The sequence below is a fragment of the Halobacillus sp. ABA4_118 genome (assembly GCF_056160205.1).
Genome location: NZ_JBSWWS010000001.1, coordinates 3,133,467 through 3,149,798, shown reverse-complemented (window position 1 = coordinate 3,149,798; position 16,332 = coordinate 3,133,467). Strand labels below are relative to the sequence as shown.

Here is a 16,332-nt window from a genome sequence, read left to right as displayed (position 1 = left end):
ATGATCCCTCCTTATTTGGAGAATTGCTGGACGACTTTCATTAATTCATCAATGGCTTCGTCTCCGTCTCCCTTTTGAATAGCATCTTTCACACAGTGGTGTGTATGCCGCTCAAGAAGAGAATAGCCGACACGTTTCAAGGCTTTATCGATCGCTGAAATCTGCACGAGAATATCGACGCAGTAACGGTCATCCTCGACCATTTTCTGGATACCACGGACTTGACCTTCAATTCTCCGCAGCCTGTTTACGACGGCCTGCTTTTCATCGTCGGTTCTTGGCGTCACCGGGGCTTTCCCGCTGTTCTCAGGTAATGAGTGCTCACACATGTTCTCCGCCTCCTTTGATAAGCTTAATATACCCGGTATAGGTATAGATAGTCAAAAGAAACGTTTGAAAATCTATGTAGGTTTCATATTTTCATAATTACTTACCGGGGGTATACAAAAGTGACATCTTATATAAAAAACTGATCGAATGGCTTACCATCCTCAGATGACGAAAGTCTTGAATGTTGTATAGCCGATCAACGGCTGGATCCTCGTCAACAAGGAATCAAAGAAGCGAGGGAGTCTAAGTACAAGGCCTGCTGTTCAAGTCCATCAAGCATAAGAACCTTTGAAACAAACAAAAAACTGCCGGGAATTTCCCCCGGCAGTTTCCGATTATAGGTTTGTCTTCATTCATACAGGACATGCCTGCTCATGGAAGAACCGATTGGGTCTGTTTCCTCCCGGCATTTATACACAATGGGATGATAAACGTTTAAAAAGGAAACTTATTCAACCACTGACCACCATCCAAGGTGATACACTCTCCGTTCATATAAGCCGCTTCCTCAGAAAGAATAAACCTTGCCAGTCCGGCAATTTCTTCTGGAGTTCCGACACGTCCGAGCGGCACCGATTGAATCGTACGCTGCGCAGCCTTTTCGGACTGAAATAACTTATCGGCCCCTCCCGTACGTTCAATCGGTCCCGGAGCTATGGCGTTGGCCCGGATTCCATACTTACTTCCCCACTCCACCGCAAGGGTCCGGGTCATCGTGAGAACGCCGGCTTTCGCTGAGGCAGAATGAATGACGCCGGCCCCGGCATTCCAGGCATATGTAGCCACCATGTTCAGGATCGACCCTTTGATATGGTTTTCAATCCAGTACTTGCCAACGGCCTGACTGCAGTAGAATGTACCATTGAGGACAATATTAATAACCGAATTCCAGCCATTTGGTGAAAGTTCTTCAGCTGGAGCTATAAAGTTACCGGCCGCATTATTGACGAGGTGGTCGATGGTCCCGAATGCATCTACGGTTTCCTGTACCATCCGCTGTACATCCTCCACTTCTCTGACATCCATTTGAATGGTCAGAACAGCAGACTCATCTCCGCCTGCTATTTCCTGTTTAGCGGCCGCCAGACGTTCTTCGTTCCTTCCAGTAATAGCTACACGGGCTCCTTCGGAAACGAAACGTTTCGCCATATGGAGCCCCATACCGCTTGACCCACCAGTAACGATGATTACTTGATCCTTCATCATGTACCTCCATCTTTTTGACTTCTTAACTTACATTCCACAAAAGGAAAATGAATTCCTGTTCATTTTAGAAATTTAATCGATCATTCGACTTCTTCTTACAGTAATTCGTGATATAATGACGAAAGAATTTCAGAGGAGAATCGCTATGAACTTAACACGCCGCCAGTTTATCAAGCGGATGACCGCCGGAATAGCCGGATTTGTGGGGATCGGTGCGCTCGGTTATTCTTATGCCTGGTATATAGAGCCGCGTCTGCTTTCCAGACAAATGTATGTCATCGAGCATCCAAAGGTACCTCGTGCCTTTCATAACTTTAAAATACTGCAGTTTTCCGATACCCACCTCGGGTTTCATTATGATTTGGAACAACTTGAGAAGCTTGTCCGGAAAATCAATGAAGAAGAGCCTGATCTGCTTTTGTTCACGGGTGACCTGGTGGATGAACCGCAGACGTATCCTTTTTCACCGAGGCTTGTGGATGTACTCAAAAAACTCCACGCCTCCAAAGGGAAATATTGGATTTACGGCAACCATGACCATGGCGGTTATGGGACCGAGAAAATTCAGCAGGTGATGGATGCCTCCGGTTTTCAACTGCTCCAAAATGAGCATAGATCCATAAAAAACGGGAACGCTTCCTTCACTCTGGCAGGACTGGATGATGTGATGCTCGGGAAACCGGACATTGCCAGAGCTTTATACGGGGCGGATGAAGAGCTTTTCACATTGTTGATGGTTCATGAGCCGGATGTAGCCGACCGCTTCACAGACAGAGCTGTCGATATCCAGCTTTCTGGTCACAGTCATGGCGGTCAGGTGCAGCTCCCTTTGATTGGTCATCTGATTACACCGCCTTATGCCGATAAGTATGTGGAAGGACATTATTCAATCACACAAACCTTCGACTTATATGTAAGCCGCGGGATCGGTACGACAAGACTCCCTTACCGTTTTCTCTGCAGGCCGGAATATTCCGTCTTCCAGCTCAAGCATAAGGGTTCCTGACTCGTACAGTTTTGTGACAGATGACAGAACCGGCGCCTCTCTTCTCCCTTGAATGTTACACTAGACTCATCTAAAGACATGGAGGCAGGAACATGAATGCAAAACTTTGGTTTGGACTACTATGTACCGTTCTCTTTATAACAGGATGCGGATCGCAGGATGTCAATCCCCTCCACGCTGTCAATCAGAACGGAGAAGAACGAACCCTCCCCCAGTCCTATGAAGGGGACTACTGGATCGTTGATTTCATTTTCACCAATTGTGAAACCGTCTGCCCTCCAATGACCGGACATATGTCCAGACTCCAGCAGCAGTTGGAATCGGAAAATCTGGACGCCCGGCTCGTATCTGTGAGTGTGGATCCGGAGAATGATACGAAGGATGTGCTGAAAAGCTTTGCGGATGCCTATCAGCCAGACTACGACAATTGGGACTTCCTGACGGGCTATTCCTATGAGGATGTCAAAGAATGGTCAATTAAATCCTTTCAATCCCCTGTCAAGAAAATGGAAGATTCCGATCAGATGGCCCACGGAACGAGCTTTTTTCTTGTCGGTCCTGACGGGGACATATTAGAGAATTACAGTGGGACAAGTGCCGACAGCATCAACGAGATCATCAAAGATTTAAAAGAATATAAAAAGTGACCAATGTAAAATGTTGTCAATCGATAGAGGGAACGCTATACTTGGATGGAAAGGAGATCTTAGATGAACAGAAAGCAGCTATCCGACCGTGAAATTGCCGAATCATTATTCATCGTAAACCGCCACGCAAAAACGGCTCCTGAGCCGAAACATTTATATGACATAAAAAAGCACACCATCGACCTCCTGCTGAAGGAGAAACGGGCCAGGAAAGTTGGTCTTCATTATTCTGATCATCCTCGTTTAAGTCAGCAGCATTCCACTCTTCTGATCGAAATTGGCGGGTATTATTTTCACGTACCAGCAGCAAAGGATGACTTCCAGCACCTGGAACATCTTGGCCGGGTCGACCAGTCCTACCGCAACCCTAAGCCGAAGCTGTCTTTGTCCCGTGCGAAACGGACCTTATACCAATATTTAAACTGGAAGCAGCCGGAAAAGAGCTCTCCCCGCGCTTTTCATTCCACTCCGCAGCCATCCCTGCTCGGCCAAAGGACGGAAACCCCTTGGAATCAGCGGCCAAGAAGATGAATGTAATTCTCTTCCTTTTTGATGTTTCGTTCTTTCAGGAAGAAGGAATGAAAGTACCAGAGGAGGAGGATCACTATGACGATGAATCCAATGGACGATTTTCTATGGCACTTGAAAAAGTATATGGAGTATACCACAGAAATGAGAGCTTCTTATGAGCATCTATCCGATCATGAAAAAAGCCTGATTGTAGAATCATCCCCTACAAAACAAGGACCGGAAACCCTTTCTAAACAGGCCTATGCCTGGCATGACGAACTGTTTGAACGACTGAAGAAATAAAGAAAAATCCGCTGATTCCAGCGGATTTTTCTTTATGTTACAAGATGTTTTGATCGATGATTTTGACCAGCTCCACGATTTCCGGTTTGGAAACCTGGGCATCTGCCCCTACTCGTTCTCCTTTATGTCGGAGATCTTCTGTAATAAGGGAGGAAAATATGACAACAGGAAGTACCTGCAGCTGCTCATGCTCTTTCAACAGTTTCGTAAAATGATGACCGTCCATCATAGGCATTTCGATATCTGTAATGATCAGCTGGTATTCCTCGGTCATCGTTTTTCCTTCTTCCATCATTCCTTCGAGATGATCCCACGCCTCCCTGCCGTTTTCAAAACTGACGGTCTGATCATACCCGGCTTCACTCAACGTTTCCTGAAGCATCGCACGGAGCATGGCAGAGTCTTCAGCTATAAGAATCTTTTTCGAAGAACGCTCCCGCTGTCCCAGCTCCCGGAGCTGTTCTTTTTTCATACTCGTTTCCGGGTTGATATCAGCGACCACTTTTTCGAAATCAAGCAGAAGCAGCATATCCTCTTCTCTTTTGATGACCCCGGTGATCTGCGTGTCGAGGCTTTGATACATTTGATTCGGTTTTTCAATCTGTTCCCATGAAATCCGGTGAATCTGAGTAACCGTATGGACGTGAAAAACGATTTTCGTCTGGTTGAATTCCGAGAGAATAAACTTATCCTTTTCCGGACGATCAGAGGCTGGAAATCCCAGCGCATGCGCAACATCGACGACGGGCACGACTTCACCGCGTATATCGATGATCCCCTCTACAGAGGGGTGGGAGTGAGGCACTTTTGTCATTGGCTGCGGGTTTAAAATCTCTTTCACTTTTATCACATTCATACCGAAGCGGTTTTCACCAATTCCAAACTCTACGATTTCGAGTTCATTGGTACCACTCTCCAGTAAAATTCCCTGGTCCTGTTTCATGAACATCGCCCTTTCTTCTAAACATCCTCCTATAGTATCGGCAGGACTCGTCCAGTGGTGAAGAAAAAAACTCTCTTTTTAAAAGAGAGTTCAAGCAGCCTTCCTTCTTTTACGCTTCGTGAATCTGAGGTACGCCTGTTTTACCGTCAGCCACCCGGCGAGGGTGAGACCGTATCCACTGATAGCGGAAAGGCAGATGAACCAGTAGTATTCCGGCAGGGTGGATGTTGTTCCTGACATGGCATACCTGTCCACCATCTGCAGGAAAACGAGAGCGATCAATACAGAGGCCCCGCCACTTAAAAAGATGAGCCAGTTTCGCAGCATCAGCCACTCGACCACCGGCTTTACCACCCACATCAAAGCCCCCATAAAAGCAAACACCAGAAGAAACTGGATGTATTCCGGCTCCATACCAAATATTTGAAGGATATCTTCATCCAGCCATTGGATCGGTTCTTCCAAAAAGTGAGGATCGAGCCATTCACCCATATTCATCATGTACGTCTCCTTTATCCTTGTTCTCTTCTCCATTATGAACAGAAGCTTTAAGGAATAAACCTAGAGACGGTCCAGCAGGTGAGGCTGCTTGTTCTTCAGCCACTTCAATCCCTCCCGGCGGCTGAGGGGACGGCATTCGTGCGTCGACAAAAAATCGATAACAGCATCATGATCGGTTTTGCTGTATTCCCTGAGGGCCCATCCGATGGCTTTTTCGATGAAAAATTCCTTCTCCTCTCTTAAACGGAGGATGGTTTCAAATAAAAGGGCTTCGTCTGTCTCCCCTTTGTACTTCAGTTGAAAAAGCAGTGCGGCACGACGCAGCCACATAAAGTCCGAATCACGGAATTGTTCTGTATATGGACGCAGCTGTTCCGGGTAGAGCTTAAAATATTCGCCGCACAAATGGGAAGCGATCATATCAACAGTATCCCACCACGGTTTCATCAAAAGGAGCTCTCTGTAAAACTCCAGCGCCTCCGGAGAAACCGCCTTTTTCCCTTTTTCCAAGACAGCCAGGGCTGCATAGTGACATTCTCTCTCAGGCATCTGAAAAAGTTGAAACGCCAATCCGAATCGTTCCTTCTCATGGTAGGTTTTACTGTCGCTCACAAAAGGAGCCAGGATTTTTTTCCTTTCGGGCGTTTGGATTCCATAGAATGGAAAGTGGTTTTTCATATAGTTTTCCATCGGCTGCCGTTGGCGGTCATCCTTATGTTCCGCCAAGGCTTCATTGATTTCAGACGCTATATACTCAGGTCTCATGTCCGGCTCATTTCTATGTGATCCATCTGAAGAAAATCGGCCAGCTGTCCTTCAAGATCCTCTGCTTCCTGATAGCCCTGCGTATAGAGGTTGTGCAGCCGGTCGCGGTTCCTCTCAATCCGGCTGACCACCAGCGGCTGGCGGGGACGGATGACGAGAGCCCTGCCCTCCTCCTCCAATTTTCTTACGTGTTCCAACTGGGCATTGTAGTTTAAATGGCGGTCTGTCATCGTTTTAGCGAAGTTCGGAAACTTTTTATACCGCCGGTTCAAGTACCAGCCCGCTTTGGATTTTTCTTTCGTATACCCGTCATTTCTTGTCAGGACGATCACATGCTTTTGATTACCGTCATCAATCGAACGCTGCAATGGGATCGGATCGGCAATGCCGCCGTCCATGAGTTGAAATCCGCCGAAGTCAATGCTGGGAGCAATCATCGGAAGCGAGCTGGAAGCCCGGATGACTTTCAGAAGACTTTCCCTGTCATGGAAGGAATCAAAAAAGACCGGTCTGCCGGAATCCATGTCTGTTGTCGCTACGACGAACTTCGTCGTCTGTTTCATAAATGAGTCATAATCGAAAGGGACCAGTTCATTTGGAAGCTTGTCGAAAAGAAAGTCCATGCCAAACAACTGCCGTTTCGTCAGCATTCGCTTATAGGATATGTATTCGGGATGATCCCCGTATTCAACAATGACCCGGTAATTCCTGCCCCGCTGTCTCGCTACATAGGAGCTGCCATTACACGCGCCGGCAGAAGCTCCGACAACATAGGGGAAATGCAGACCCTGATCGAGAAAATAATCCAGGACTCCTGCGGTATATGCTCCCCGCATCCCCCCGCCTTCCAACACTAAACCAACATCGTTCATATGGATCACCTGCCTGAAAATAGTTATGGTTTATGCTTTACATTCTCCCACGTTCCTATGAAAATGTAAAAAGCAGCCCCTTGCAGGCGGCCGCTTTTTTTAGTACAGTCATTAATTTACAACATGGTCAGGACGAAGTTTATTTGTATGTTTTTCATCTATTTGTCTTTCAATTTCTTCAATCGCTTCTTCGTCTTGCAGCAGCTGCTGCTTGTTACGATCAACAAGTTCTTCAAAAGATAAACGGTGAATCGACCTCATTCTACACTTCCTTTCCTTGTCTTAGTTTGAATTATAACAAAATTCAACAAATGATACACTTAAATTGTTTGAACATTTTGTTAACTTTATGTAAAAAGGAGAGCTATAATGGAGCATTTGATCAACCCAACAGTTAAAAACATCGAAATTTCAGGCATCCGCCGCTTTTTTAATATGGTCAGCCATTATGAGGACGTCGTTTCCCTGACCATCGGCCAGCCGGACTTCCCTACCCCTGATGCCGTCAAGCGGGCGGGTATCCAGGCGATTGAAAGAGACCAGACGAGCTACACACATAACGCCGGTCTCCTTGAGCTCCGCCAGGCGGTCCAGCATCATGCGGCCGCATCCTATGGTCTTTCTTATGACGCCGAACAGGAAATCATTATAACGGTCGGAGCATCCGAAGCGCTGGATCTTTCCCTGCGTACCATCCTCCATCCTGGAGATGAAGTTATCCTCCCCGGCCCTGTATATCCGGGATATGAACCATTGATCCGGCTCGCCGGCGGTATACCGGTATTTGCAGATACGAGTGCTGAGGAATTCAAGCTCACCGGCGGCATTATTCAGTCACATATCACCGAAAAAACTAAAGCGGTCATTCTTCCCTACCCTTCCAACCCGACCGGTGTTTCATTAACAAAAGAAGAGTTGGAGGACATCGCTGAAGTCATCAAGCAGAACGACATCTTCCTCATTGCTGATGAAATTTACAGCGAGCTCGTCTACGAACAGCCGCATACATCCATTGCTTCTATTCCGGATGTACGCGACAACGTCATCGTCGTGAACGGAGTATCCAAGTCCCACAGCATGACGGGGTGGCGGATCGGCTATCTGCTTGCACCGGAATGGCTGTCCCGTCATCTATTGAAAGTCCATCAATATAACGTGTCCTGCGCCACCTCGATCAGCCAATATGCTGCTCTGGAAGCACTGTCCAATCAGAAGCAGGAAGCGGAGAACATGCGTGATGCCTATAAGGAACGTCGCGATTATGCAGCAGATCGACTCAAACAAATGGGATTATCATTCGCTCAGCCGGACGGTGCCTTTTATTTGTTTATCCAATTCCCCCTGGATGGTAAATCGACCACAGATAAAGCCGTCGAGCTGGTGGAAGAAGCCGGCCTGGCCCTCGTGCCGGGAGATGCTTTTTCCAGCTATGGAGAAGGATATATGCGACTTTCCTACGCTTACAGCATGGAAACACTGAAAAAAGGTCTCGATCGACTTGAGAAATATTTGAAATAACAAAAACACGTGTGACAGCTTGCAGATGCAAAGGCATCATGTGTAGATGGTCACGTGCGACTTAACGCTGGATGTTTGCATCGTCACTAAGTCTTTGTGAATCAAAGCCTTTACACATGGTTAATTGCGATCAACGTTTCTCAAAACAAACCTTTATTTACAAGATTACAGAAACAAGCCCCTTATCAGAGAAACGAAGGAAAACCGACGGCCTGGGCCAAATTGTTTTAAGACACATCCATGACGGATGTGTCTTTTTATTAGAAGTGCCTGATTTTAAAAACTTTCATTCCTCTAGTACACAAACCTATGCAGCTTCTTCTTTTTATCATAGGCTGTACTATAACGATTCAAGGAGGAAAACGAATGGCGAATTGTTGTTGTCCCGACCGCGGTGGTCAATTTGCTATGGATGAGTTCTGCGGAAACTTTACGATCGATTGTTTAACTGATACGGCAGACCCGGCATTCGACCTTGCAGAAACGGTCTGGACCTCAAGTTTTTCGATTGATGCCGGTACCATCAGTGTCTTTTATGATACCGGGTGTGCCGATCCATTGACTGTTTATGTAGCGAATGGTGGAGTGGTGGTGGATACCTTTACGATCCCCCTGGCAACACTTGGGAGTAACGGAAACACACGATCAGTGACGGTCCAGACCTTTGATGAAGTCCGGATCATTTGTAATACAGAAGCGGCAGCAGGAAACGCATGCCGGGGAAAATACTGCATCAGCGCGAATTATCGATTATGAATGGCGGGGCAGGATACCTTTTACTCCTGCCTTTTCCGATTTACCCCAAAATTCAATCTTTTTAGGAAAGGTAGTGTGCCGGTATGGCCACAATAGATGAAATTGTTGAAGCACTGGTCACTCCTTTGACAAAGTGCTGTTTAGTAAATGCTACAGTGACGGGTCCATCTGTTCAAAGTGAAATTTTCTCTACGGCGCTCCAGGGTTTTCCGACGAATGGAAATGAATTTGTCGTTTTAAGCAGTGGTTTTGCCAGCCTGTCTCCAGGAACCGCTCCTACTTTTGTTTCCCAAAACACAGGCGGGCCCATCGTGCCCGCCGGAGATCCTTTAGGTTCCCCGGACGGGCAGGTGTCTCTTGATGTTGTCACCGTCAGGCTTCAATTCCTTCTGCCGAAAGACCCCGGCAAGCTGACATTCGACTGGAAATTCGGTACCGAGGAAAATCCACAGTTTGTCGGACAGTTTGCCGACTATTTCCGGGCGGATGTCTTCACTTCTCTCGGTACAGAAAATATTGCCCTGCTTCCGGATGGAAATCCTGTAACGGTTACGAATGCTGCGCCCTTTTCCAATATGCCGAATGGGAGTTCCATGGCTCCTCTTCCACCTTTCCCTACACCTAATGATGTTACGTATAACGCTGTGACTACGGACATCTACACCGCGGAGCTTGACCTGTCCTGCTACAGCTGTGAACTGATCACCCTTCAGATCAGAGTGGCTGATGTCATTGACCGGGTGTTTAACTCGGCTGCTTTTTTGGATAATCTGCGAATCACCGGATGCGAAGATCCGGAACCCGTGAAACCGATCTGTCCATGAGCCGTTATGGTTCCCTGCAGGAAGAAGATGGAGGAGCGTTTGTTACGAATGATAAAAAAGAGGGACCAGCATGAATGTTTACAGGTGCCGGCTACTATTCTAAAAGGGGGGATCTTATGGATAAGCATTGTATACAAACAGAAAAAGTGTATGACTGGGTGACCGCACCTCTTCAATTTACGAAGTGTTTAACCATTTCATTTCGTGATGATATCCTTATGGATGAGGTCTGCGGCAACTTCACCTTGACGAATGATTCCCGTCAACTGCTTTGGCAGTCGCTGTTGACTGAACCGATTACAGGAACCATTGTCCTCACCCTTCAGCAGGGAGATTTAAGCGATCTTTTTATTTTTATTAATGGCGAAAAAGTAAATAGTGGTACAGGGAAAACATTCAGCAGGACTGTTCAAGGTCTTCAGAGCCTTGAAGTTGTCCGTACGGGGGATATGGTACTGAGAGGAAAATACTGCCTGGATTTAAATTACATCCTTCCCCAAGGAAAGGAAGAACTGCCTCTCGACTGTGAATGTTACACCTGCTTTTTAACGGATGGGTGCTGCAGGAAATCAGGTCTTGACTCCATTATCTGCAGGGAAATTGGACAGAGAAAAGAAGTCCCGGTTCTTCTGCCGTCTGGTGAAAAAATCATCCTTCATGAAGTTACTTTATGTAAAGAAGGCTGTCTGGGTGTCAAACTCCCTAATGGATGCGTCTGTGTGTGTGCCTTTTCGCAAATTGAAAAACTGCTCCTCTGTGCCCCGCCAGGCACGAGTATCCAATGTGAAGTGACCCATTTTACCTGCAGGGTACAAATGATTACGAAAATCAAACACTGCCTCTGCCTGGAACTGCTGATTGATATCTGCCAGTCGGTCAAAGTGATTCACCCTGCCACCATTGCTGTGACTGCTCAGGAATGTGATCCCCGCCCTTTGATCGATCCTCTTTCCTGTTCCAATCAAACAGAAAAAAACTGATCTGCTCTTTATGTATAGATGACATCATCGCTGAGGGCAGCTACATAAAAAAACTTACAGAACGGTAAGCTCTGTAAGTTTTATGATTGTTGTTGAATCTCGTTGAGTAATGTATCCAGCCGTTGACTGATTTGAACCGATTCCACACTGGAGAATCCCTTTTCATTGGCGACCTCCATCATTCTTTTTCGAAGGTGCTCAATCTCTTCCAGCATCGTCTCTTTATCCATGACCTGCACGTGCGACGACCTCCTGCCAGTCCTATCTTTTTGTCTTTATCTCTTTCAAATACGTAAGCAAAAGGAATGTTTGTTCGCCTGTCCAACCTGCACGAAAAAAATTATCTCAATTTTCATTCCATTTGTAAAGATATATGCTAAAACAATTTACAATTCGACATAGGTTGACGAAGATTCCCCCTTTCCTATGTTACATATCCATTACATTGAAATCGATCTCCCTTTCATTTCTAAACCAATATGGTAAAATAAAAGCGAAATCATTTCTGTTCATCGAGAAAGGAAGATGAGATTGTCTGAACAATCTAAAAATGAATGGCTGGAATGGTTGAAAGCCATTGCCGTCGCCATCACACTGGCCTTCATTCTAAGAACGTTCTTCTTCGCCACGTCTATCGTAGAGGGTGCCAGTATGGATCCTACTCTTCAAAACGGTGAACGAGTCATGTTCAATAAAATTATCTACTATATAGATGAACCTGAGCGTGGAGATATCGTGATCATTGAACGTCCTGTTAAAAGTTATGTGAAACGAATCATCGGTCAGCCGGGGGATACCATCGAAATCCGGGACCACGAGCTTTATGTTAATGGAGAAAAGCAGACGCAGGAATACTTGAGTGAAGATGCGGCCTCCGCTACGAGAGACTACGGTCCTGTGGATGTTCCAGACGGGAAATACTTTGTCATGGGAGATAACCGCTCCATCAGTAAAGACAGCCGCAACGGTCTCGGCTTTATCGAAGAAGATGAGATCATCGGCCGTACAGAACTGGTCATCTATCCTTTCAATCAATGGGGGCTTACCAATTAAAAAGAACATCCAGCCTGTCATGGCTGGATGTTCTTTATTTTTGATCGATCAGCTTTTCCGGCCACTGATGCATCGTTTCAATCAACTGATCCAGCTTTCCTTCGATCCGGTGAAGCAGGTAAAAGGTCACCGCAACCGGAAAACCGACATCCGCCATGATGGATATCCACGTGTCCAAGGGCAGCATCCTCCTTTTGATAAAAAAGCCGCCCGCATCTCCCGGGCGGCTTCCCTCATTTACAACGCAATATCAAATACGTTCCGTTCCACAATACGGGCTTCTTTCTTGGAAACAAAACTTCCCCCAGTTGAAGTAAAACAGTCTTGCACGAGGATTTCGTCCATCGCAGCGTTCACCAAAGCCGGATCCACTGGTTCTACTGGATCATCAAGACTGATTGTCACTGTCCTGTTTTCTTCATTTAAAAACTTAAGCTCGAGCTTTTTCATCGTTTGACCTCCTTGTTATTATTCTTCAGTAAGAATCGAGCGGTTATCTCGGGCGACTTCTTCCATGATGTGCTGTTGAAGCGGTGCAAGCGCAGCTGCGGTTTGGTAAAGCTGTTCATCCGTTGCTTCGGTTTTCATGTTGTTAAATGATTTCGTCTTGTAAACCATGTTTCCCTCTTCATCCTGTCCAACCGCTAATACAAGCTGCAGCCGGGAATCCATGCGTGTGTTGGTTACGGCCATATTTCTCACCTCCTCTCACTTTTATAATCGAAGTGAAAGACAAATAGGTGTCGGCCTATTTTTTCTGCGGCCCAAATTACAATATGGTAAGTCTTCATAGACGGATACACAAGCTGTTTCTACGAAATGACATAGATTATTACTATAGTGTAGAAGTGAAATTTGAGACTGCAAGGAGGAATGAATATGTGTGGTGTCTATTCGGATTCCGGGTCCGCGTGCTGTCCCCAGGCACAGATCGTCCAGGAGGAAATCTGTGGGAATATCAATGAACTGCTGGTCGCTGATACTTTATGGGAGGCTCCAGCCGGCAGCTATGTTTCTGCAACGTTCCAAGTATTTAATTCAGCATCAAGTACAGGGAACATTGTCACAGCCGGAGATGTCGTTTTGACAGCCCTGCCGGGGAACACCGTTTCCGAAAGTGTTAACAACCCGACATTATTTACGGTAACCACCCTCGCCGGGGTAACCGGCACGTATTGTATTACGTTATATAAACGTGTTTTAGCTTAATAAAACAAAGGAGAATATTACTATGTGTCAATCACATTCGGCCTGCTGTCCGCAGGCGCAGATTGTTCAGGAAAAAATTTGTGGGAATTTCAACGGCCTGCTTGCAGCTGAAGAAGTGTGGAGCGCTCCTGCAGGAAGCTACGTCTCCGGAACCTTCCAGATCTTCAACTCCGCTTCCAGTCTCGCTCCTGTAGCAGGGGCAGTCGTAGGTGTACCACCTGGGGTTCTTGCGGCAGCTCCAGGTGTTACTGACTCTGTCAGCGTCAACAGCCCGACTTCATTTACGATTACCTCTGCGCTTGGTGACAGCGGTACCTACTGCATCACGCTATACAAGCGCGTCCTAGCTTAATTCAACTAGATAAACAGCTCATCTGCGTACGCGTGCGTTAACAATAAAAAAGCCCGGGAACCTGTATGACAGGTTCCCGGGCTTTTTTTTCTACGTATTAACCGTGATCAAAAATCGTGAGGCCGATCAATCCCAGCATAACGACAATACTTACTACATTCATGACCATTTCCATGATCTTCCCACTCCTCTCTCTGCTCCCATTTTAACAAAAAACGCTTTCATATGCTTCGTTTATTTTTAGACATTCTCTCTTCTTTATTCGGGATTCTTTCCCGATAACCTTCCTTTGCCCCTCACTGTTCACCATTCGTTCTTATGTTTATGGCTATATTGTGAAATAGTGAGCAATACACCATCCATCCTCATGATTCATTATATAATGGAGTTGTAACAAAGATGCCGGCAATCATGTGAAACAATGAACATAATAAACGAAGGAGTGAGGAACATGTTGAATCATTTCCTGAGAACCAATAAAATAGCGGCTGCTGTGTTAGCGGTCATCCGGGTTTATATCGGTGTGACGTGGCTGAAAGCTGGTATTGGTAAGCTGACCGGTGGTTTTGAAGTCCAGGGATTTCTCCAGGGAGCCATCAGTCAGGCGGCAGGCGATCACCCGGCCGTACAAGGATGGTGGGCGGCTTTCCTTGAAGGGTTCGCGCTTCCGAATCATCCATTATTCGCACAGCTCGTCATGTGGGGGGAAATTCTTGCGGGCATCGCTCTTATCCTTGGATTATTTACAACAGCTGCAGCCTTTGGAGGCATCCTGATGAATTTTGCTTTCTTGTTCAGTGGTACAGTCAACACCAATCCACAGATGGTCATCCTGACGATTTTCATCCTTGCTGCCGGTATCAACGCCGGACGTTACGGCCTGGATCACTGGATCGTTCCATTCATGCAGAAACGCCGGCCGCACATCCGAAAAGGGCAGCTGGCTCATACGTAACAGAATAGACAAACACAAAGAGCAGGCCCATGCCTGCTCTTTGTGCATGAAAGGAACCCCTGTATCCGGATTCCATTTGAATACAAAATATTGTTTATTTTCTATATGGATGAGGTATCATGAAAGGAGGTCTCGACCCTGTTATACATTTGATATTCTTCGTAGAAATTGAGGTGCGTTCATGTCCACTTATATTTTCCGCTTTTTTATTTTCTGGTACATATGCGGCGTATTCCTGGTTACCTTTGACTGGCTGCCCCCCTGGCTCGAATGGGCCAACAGTGTATTTTTAATCGCTGCCGGTATTGTCGCCGGGCTGTACTTTATACATATGTATGGGAAAAGAACAGGCATCCTCTACAGCCTGTTCATTATAGCTGCCAGTATTTATATCGAACATTTAGGAGTGGCCTACAACTTCCTGTTCGGAACCTATGACTACACGCAGGACTTTGGGATAAAGATCGCCGACACCCCTGTCACCATTGGGTTTGCCTGGCTCTTGATCATCGGGTGCTCCCACGAAATCGCTCGTGTTATTTCCAGCGGCCTTCCATCCCTCCCCCGCTTCCTTACGTTTCTTTTGACGGGAGCGTTGTGTGCGGTAACGATCGATCTTATTCTCGATCCTGTATCCTATAAAGTAAAAGAATACTGGATCTGGCAGGAACCCGGCTTTTATTATGACATTCCTTTCAGCAACTTTGCCGGCTGGTTTGTCACCGCCGCCTTCTTCCATCTCGTATTCCTGATATGGAATCCGGATAACCTGGTGAATGAGGGAACATGGCCGAAACGAATGGCTTTGGTGTTCGGGCTGATGGTGTTCTTATTTATCTGTATGGCCTTTACCGGGGGGCTGTATTTGGCTATCACGCTTGTCGCTCTCTTAACCGCTGGCTGGTACGCTCTTTATTTTTGGAGGAAAAAACATGTTCAAGCCGTCTCATAAACGTCCGATCATCGAGTGGGGGTTTACCCGTTTCAACCGGATGTTCCTGAACAAACATTTCAACCGGATCCTGTTGGATGCCCCGGAGACCGTTCCAAAAAAGAATACCTTATTTCTTATCAACCACTCAGCATGGTGGGACCCTTTGTTCATCTTTTATCTCAATGACCAGGTCGTCCATTCCGACGGATACGGTATGATGCATGAGGATGGGCTGCAGAAATTCCCCTTTTTCAGGAGCATTGGCGCCTTTTCCATCAACAGCAGCAGCCACAAGCATCTTATAGAATCCCTTTCCTATAGTGCGGATCTGTTATCTAAAGGAAAAACGGTATGGATTTTCCCCCAGGGGGCGGAACAGCCTTTGGAAAAACGTCCGCTTGAGTTTTTTTCCGGCATCAGTTATATCGTGCAAAAAGCTCCACACGTCAACGTGGTGCCTGTTTCCATCTATTATGCCCTGGAGCATGAACGAAAACCGAATGCTTACATAACAATCGGGGACCCTCTTCCACAGGAGGGGTACTTCGATTTGAACCGGAAATCTATGACCCGTTACTTTGAAACAGCCGCCACGAAGCAGCTGGATGAACTCCGGACACGAATCCTACAGGAAGACCATCAGCTGTTCCGCCCTATATAAACAGAAA

The 16,332-nt window shown here is 46.5% G+C and carries 25 protein-coding genes; 14 read left to right on the top strand and 11 right to left on the bottom strand.

The genetic code is table 11. The features are described 5' to 3' along the window. Positions 1 to 11 precede the first annotated feature (11 nt). Both ACXAGL_RS16125 and fadH read right to left on the bottom strand, forming a co-directional pair. On the bottom strand, positions 12 to 329 hold the full coding sequence (locus tag ACXAGL_RS16125; protein WP_474968353.1) for a metal-sensing transcriptional repressor: 318 nt from the start codon (positions 327 to 329) through the stop codon (positions 12 to 14). Positions 330 to 765: 436 nt separating this feature from the next. Beyond that, positions 766 to 1,533 (bottom strand): 2,4-dienoyl-CoA reductase, encoded by a 768-nt coding sequence (gene fadH / locus ACXAGL_RS16120; RefSeq protein WP_474968352.1) that lies wholly within the window; start codon positions 1,531 to 1,533, stop codon positions 766 to 768. Positions 1,534 to 1,681: 148 nt separating this feature from the next. Between fadH and ACXAGL_RS16115 the strand changes: the two genes are divergently transcribed. From ACXAGL_RS16115 to ACXAGL_RS16100, 4 genes are all read left to right on the top strand, one after another. After that, entirely contained in the window at positions 1,682 to 2,542 is an 861-nt protein-coding gene (locus tag ACXAGL_RS16115) for a metallophosphoesterase (protein WP_474991809.1), read from the top strand. 92 nt (positions 2,543 to 2,634) lie between these two features. Further along, a complete protein-coding gene (locus ACXAGL_RS16110) occupies positions 2,635 to 3,189 on the top strand; it encodes an SCO family protein (RefSeq protein WP_474971547.1) in 555 nt (184 codons plus the stop codon). 63 nt (positions 3,190 to 3,252) lie between these two features. Then, positions 3,253 to 3,720, top strand: coding sequence for a YkyB family protein (locus ACXAGL_RS16105; RefSeq protein WP_474968349.1), 468 nt, complete (start codon positions 3,253 to 3,255; stop codon positions 3,718 to 3,720). 75 nt (positions 3,721 to 3,795) lie between these two features. Continuing rightward, complete coding sequence (locus ACXAGL_RS16100; RefSeq protein WP_035531270.1) at positions 3,796 to 4,002, top strand: hypothetical protein; 207 nt, start codon at positions 3,796 to 3,798, stop codon at positions 4,000 to 4,002. Positions 4,003 to 4,039: 37 nt separating this feature from the next. Here ACXAGL_RS16100 and ACXAGL_RS16095 read toward each other — a convergent pair whose 3' ends face one another. From ACXAGL_RS16095 to ACXAGL_RS16075, 5 genes are all read right to left on the bottom strand, one after another. Continuing rightward, on the bottom strand, positions 4,040 to 4,945 hold the full coding sequence (locus ACXAGL_RS16095) for a chemotaxis protein (RefSeq protein WP_474992394.1): 906 nt from the start codon (positions 4,943 to 4,945) through the stop codon (positions 4,040 to 4,042). Between the two features lie 90 nt (positions 4,946 to 5,035). Next, on the bottom strand, positions 5,036 to 5,443 hold the full coding sequence (locus tag ACXAGL_RS16090) for a hypothetical protein (protein ID WP_474968348.1): 408 nt from the start codon (positions 5,441 to 5,443) through the stop codon (positions 5,036 to 5,038). Positions 5,444 to 5,506: 63 nt separating this feature from the next. After that, positions 5,507 to 6,211 (bottom strand): DNA alkylation repair protein, encoded by a 705-nt coding sequence (locus ACXAGL_RS16085; protein ID WP_474991807.1) that lies wholly within the window; start codon positions 6,209 to 6,211, stop codon positions 5,507 to 5,509. Further along, complete coding sequence (locus ACXAGL_RS16080) at positions 6,208 to 7,083, bottom strand: patatin-like phospholipase family protein (protein ID WP_474991806.1); 876 nt, start codon at positions 7,081 to 7,083, stop codon at positions 6,208 to 6,210. The genes ACXAGL_RS16085 and ACXAGL_RS16080 overlap by 4 nt, the downstream gene beginning before the upstream one ends. Before the next feature lie 111 nt (positions 7,084 to 7,194). Beyond that, positions 7,195 to 7,344 carry an FbpB family small basic protein gene (locus tag ACXAGL_RS16075; RefSeq protein ID WP_474968345.1) on the bottom strand — a complete coding sequence of 50 codons (150 nt, stop codon included), beginning with the start codon at positions 7,342 to 7,344 and terminating at the stop codon, positions 7,195 to 7,197. 108 nt (positions 7,345 to 7,452) lie between these two features. On the opposite strand from ACXAGL_RS16075, the gene ACXAGL_RS16070 reads away from it, so the two are divergent. The 4 genes from ACXAGL_RS16070 (at position 7,453) to ACXAGL_RS16055 (ending at position 11,161) form a co-directional block, all read left to right on the top strand. Then, a complete protein-coding gene (locus tag ACXAGL_RS16070) occupies positions 7,453 to 8,601 on the top strand; it encodes an aminotransferase A (protein WP_474968344.1) in 1,149 nt (382 codons plus the stop codon). 366 nt (positions 8,602 to 8,967) lie between these two features. Further along, complete coding sequence (locus ACXAGL_RS16065) at positions 8,968 to 9,357, top strand: DUF3992 domain-containing protein (protein ID WP_474991804.1); 390 nt, start codon at positions 8,968 to 8,970, stop codon at positions 9,355 to 9,357. 83 nt (positions 9,358 to 9,440) lie between these two features. After that, positions 9,441 to 10,181 (top strand): choice-of-anchor L domain-containing protein, encoded by a 741-nt coding sequence (locus ACXAGL_RS16060; protein WP_474991802.1) that lies wholly within the window; start codon positions 9,441 to 9,443, stop codon positions 10,179 to 10,181. A gap of 116 nt (positions 10,182 to 10,297) precedes the next feature. Next, positions 10,298 to 11,161 carry a BMQ_0737 family morphogenetic spore coat protein gene (locus ACXAGL_RS16055; RefSeq protein WP_474968341.1) on the top strand — a complete coding sequence of 288 codons (864 nt, stop codon included), beginning with the start codon at positions 10,298 to 10,300 and terminating at the stop codon, positions 11,159 to 11,161. Positions 11,162 to 11,241: 80 nt separating this feature from the next. Here the strand turns inward: ACXAGL_RS16055 and ACXAGL_RS16050 are convergent, their stop codons facing one another. Beyond that, positions 11,242 to 11,391: a Spo0E family sporulation regulatory protein-aspartic acid phosphatase gene (locus ACXAGL_RS16050; protein WP_474970380.1), complete on the bottom strand. Its 150-nt coding sequence runs from the start codon at positions 11,389 to 11,391 to the stop codon at positions 11,242 to 11,244. Positions 11,392 to 11,686: 295 nt separating this feature from the next. On the opposite strand from ACXAGL_RS16050, the gene lepB reads away from it, so the two are divergent. After that, positions 11,687 to 12,214: a signal peptidase I gene (gene lepB, locus ACXAGL_RS16045; RefSeq protein ID WP_474968340.1), complete on the top strand. Its 528-nt coding sequence runs from the start codon at positions 11,687 to 11,689 to the stop codon at positions 12,212 to 12,214. A 34-nt stretch (positions 12,215 to 12,248) separates the two neighbouring features. Here lepB and ACXAGL_RS16040 read toward each other — a convergent pair whose 3' ends face one another. From ACXAGL_RS16040 to ACXAGL_RS16030, 3 genes are read right to left on the bottom strand one after another with little or no spacing between them, the layout of a single operon-like run. Further along, positions 12,249 to 12,392, bottom strand: coding sequence for a YvrJ family protein (locus ACXAGL_RS16040; protein WP_474971551.1), 144 nt, complete (start codon positions 12,390 to 12,392; stop codon positions 12,249 to 12,251). Positions 12,393 to 12,451: 59 nt separating this feature from the next. After that, entirely contained in the window at positions 12,452 to 12,664 is a 213-nt protein-coding gene (locus ACXAGL_RS16035) for a DUF2922 domain-containing protein (RefSeq protein WP_474991800.1), read from the bottom strand. Positions 12,665 to 12,682: 18 nt separating this feature from the next. Continuing rightward, positions 12,683 to 12,907 carry a DUF1659 domain-containing protein gene (locus ACXAGL_RS16030; RefSeq protein ID WP_474971552.1) on the bottom strand — a complete coding sequence of 75 codons (225 nt, stop codon included), beginning with the start codon at positions 12,905 to 12,907 and terminating at the stop codon, positions 12,683 to 12,685. 186 nt (positions 12,908 to 13,093) lie between these two features. On the opposite strand from ACXAGL_RS16030, the gene ACXAGL_RS16025 reads away from it, so the two are divergent. The 5 genes from ACXAGL_RS16025 (at position 13,094) to ACXAGL_RS16005 (ending at position 16,325) form a co-directional block, all read left to right on the top strand. Next, on the top strand, positions 13,094 to 13,423 hold the full coding sequence (locus ACXAGL_RS16025; RefSeq protein WP_474991798.1) for an S-Ena type endospore appendage: 330 nt from the start codon (positions 13,094 to 13,096) through the stop codon (positions 13,421 to 13,423). A 22-nt stretch (positions 13,424 to 13,445) separates the two neighbouring features. Continuing rightward, positions 13,446 to 13,775 (top strand): S-Ena type endospore appendage, encoded by a 330-nt coding sequence (locus ACXAGL_RS16020; protein WP_160835413.1) that lies wholly within the window; start codon positions 13,446 to 13,448, stop codon positions 13,773 to 13,775. Positions 13,776 to 14,226: 451 nt separating this feature from the next. After that, positions 14,227 to 14,730 carry a DoxX family protein gene (locus ACXAGL_RS16015; RefSeq protein ID WP_474991796.1) on the top strand — a complete coding sequence of 168 codons (504 nt, stop codon included), beginning with the start codon at positions 14,227 to 14,229 and terminating at the stop codon, positions 14,728 to 14,730. 181 nt (positions 14,731 to 14,911) lie between these two features. Continuing rightward, positions 14,912 to 15,682: a carotenoid biosynthesis protein gene (locus tag ACXAGL_RS16010; RefSeq protein ID WP_474968334.1), complete on the top strand. Its 771-nt coding sequence runs from the start codon at positions 14,912 to 14,914 to the stop codon at positions 15,680 to 15,682. Beyond that, on the top strand, positions 15,663 to 16,325 hold the full coding sequence (locus ACXAGL_RS16005; RefSeq protein ID WP_474991794.1) for a lysophospholipid acyltransferase family protein: 663 nt from the start codon (positions 15,663 to 15,665) through the stop codon (positions 16,323 to 16,325). Before ACXAGL_RS16010 ends, ACXAGL_RS16005 begins: the two co-directional genes overlap by 20 nt. The last annotated feature ends 7 nt before the right edge of the window (positions 16,326 to 16,332 follow it).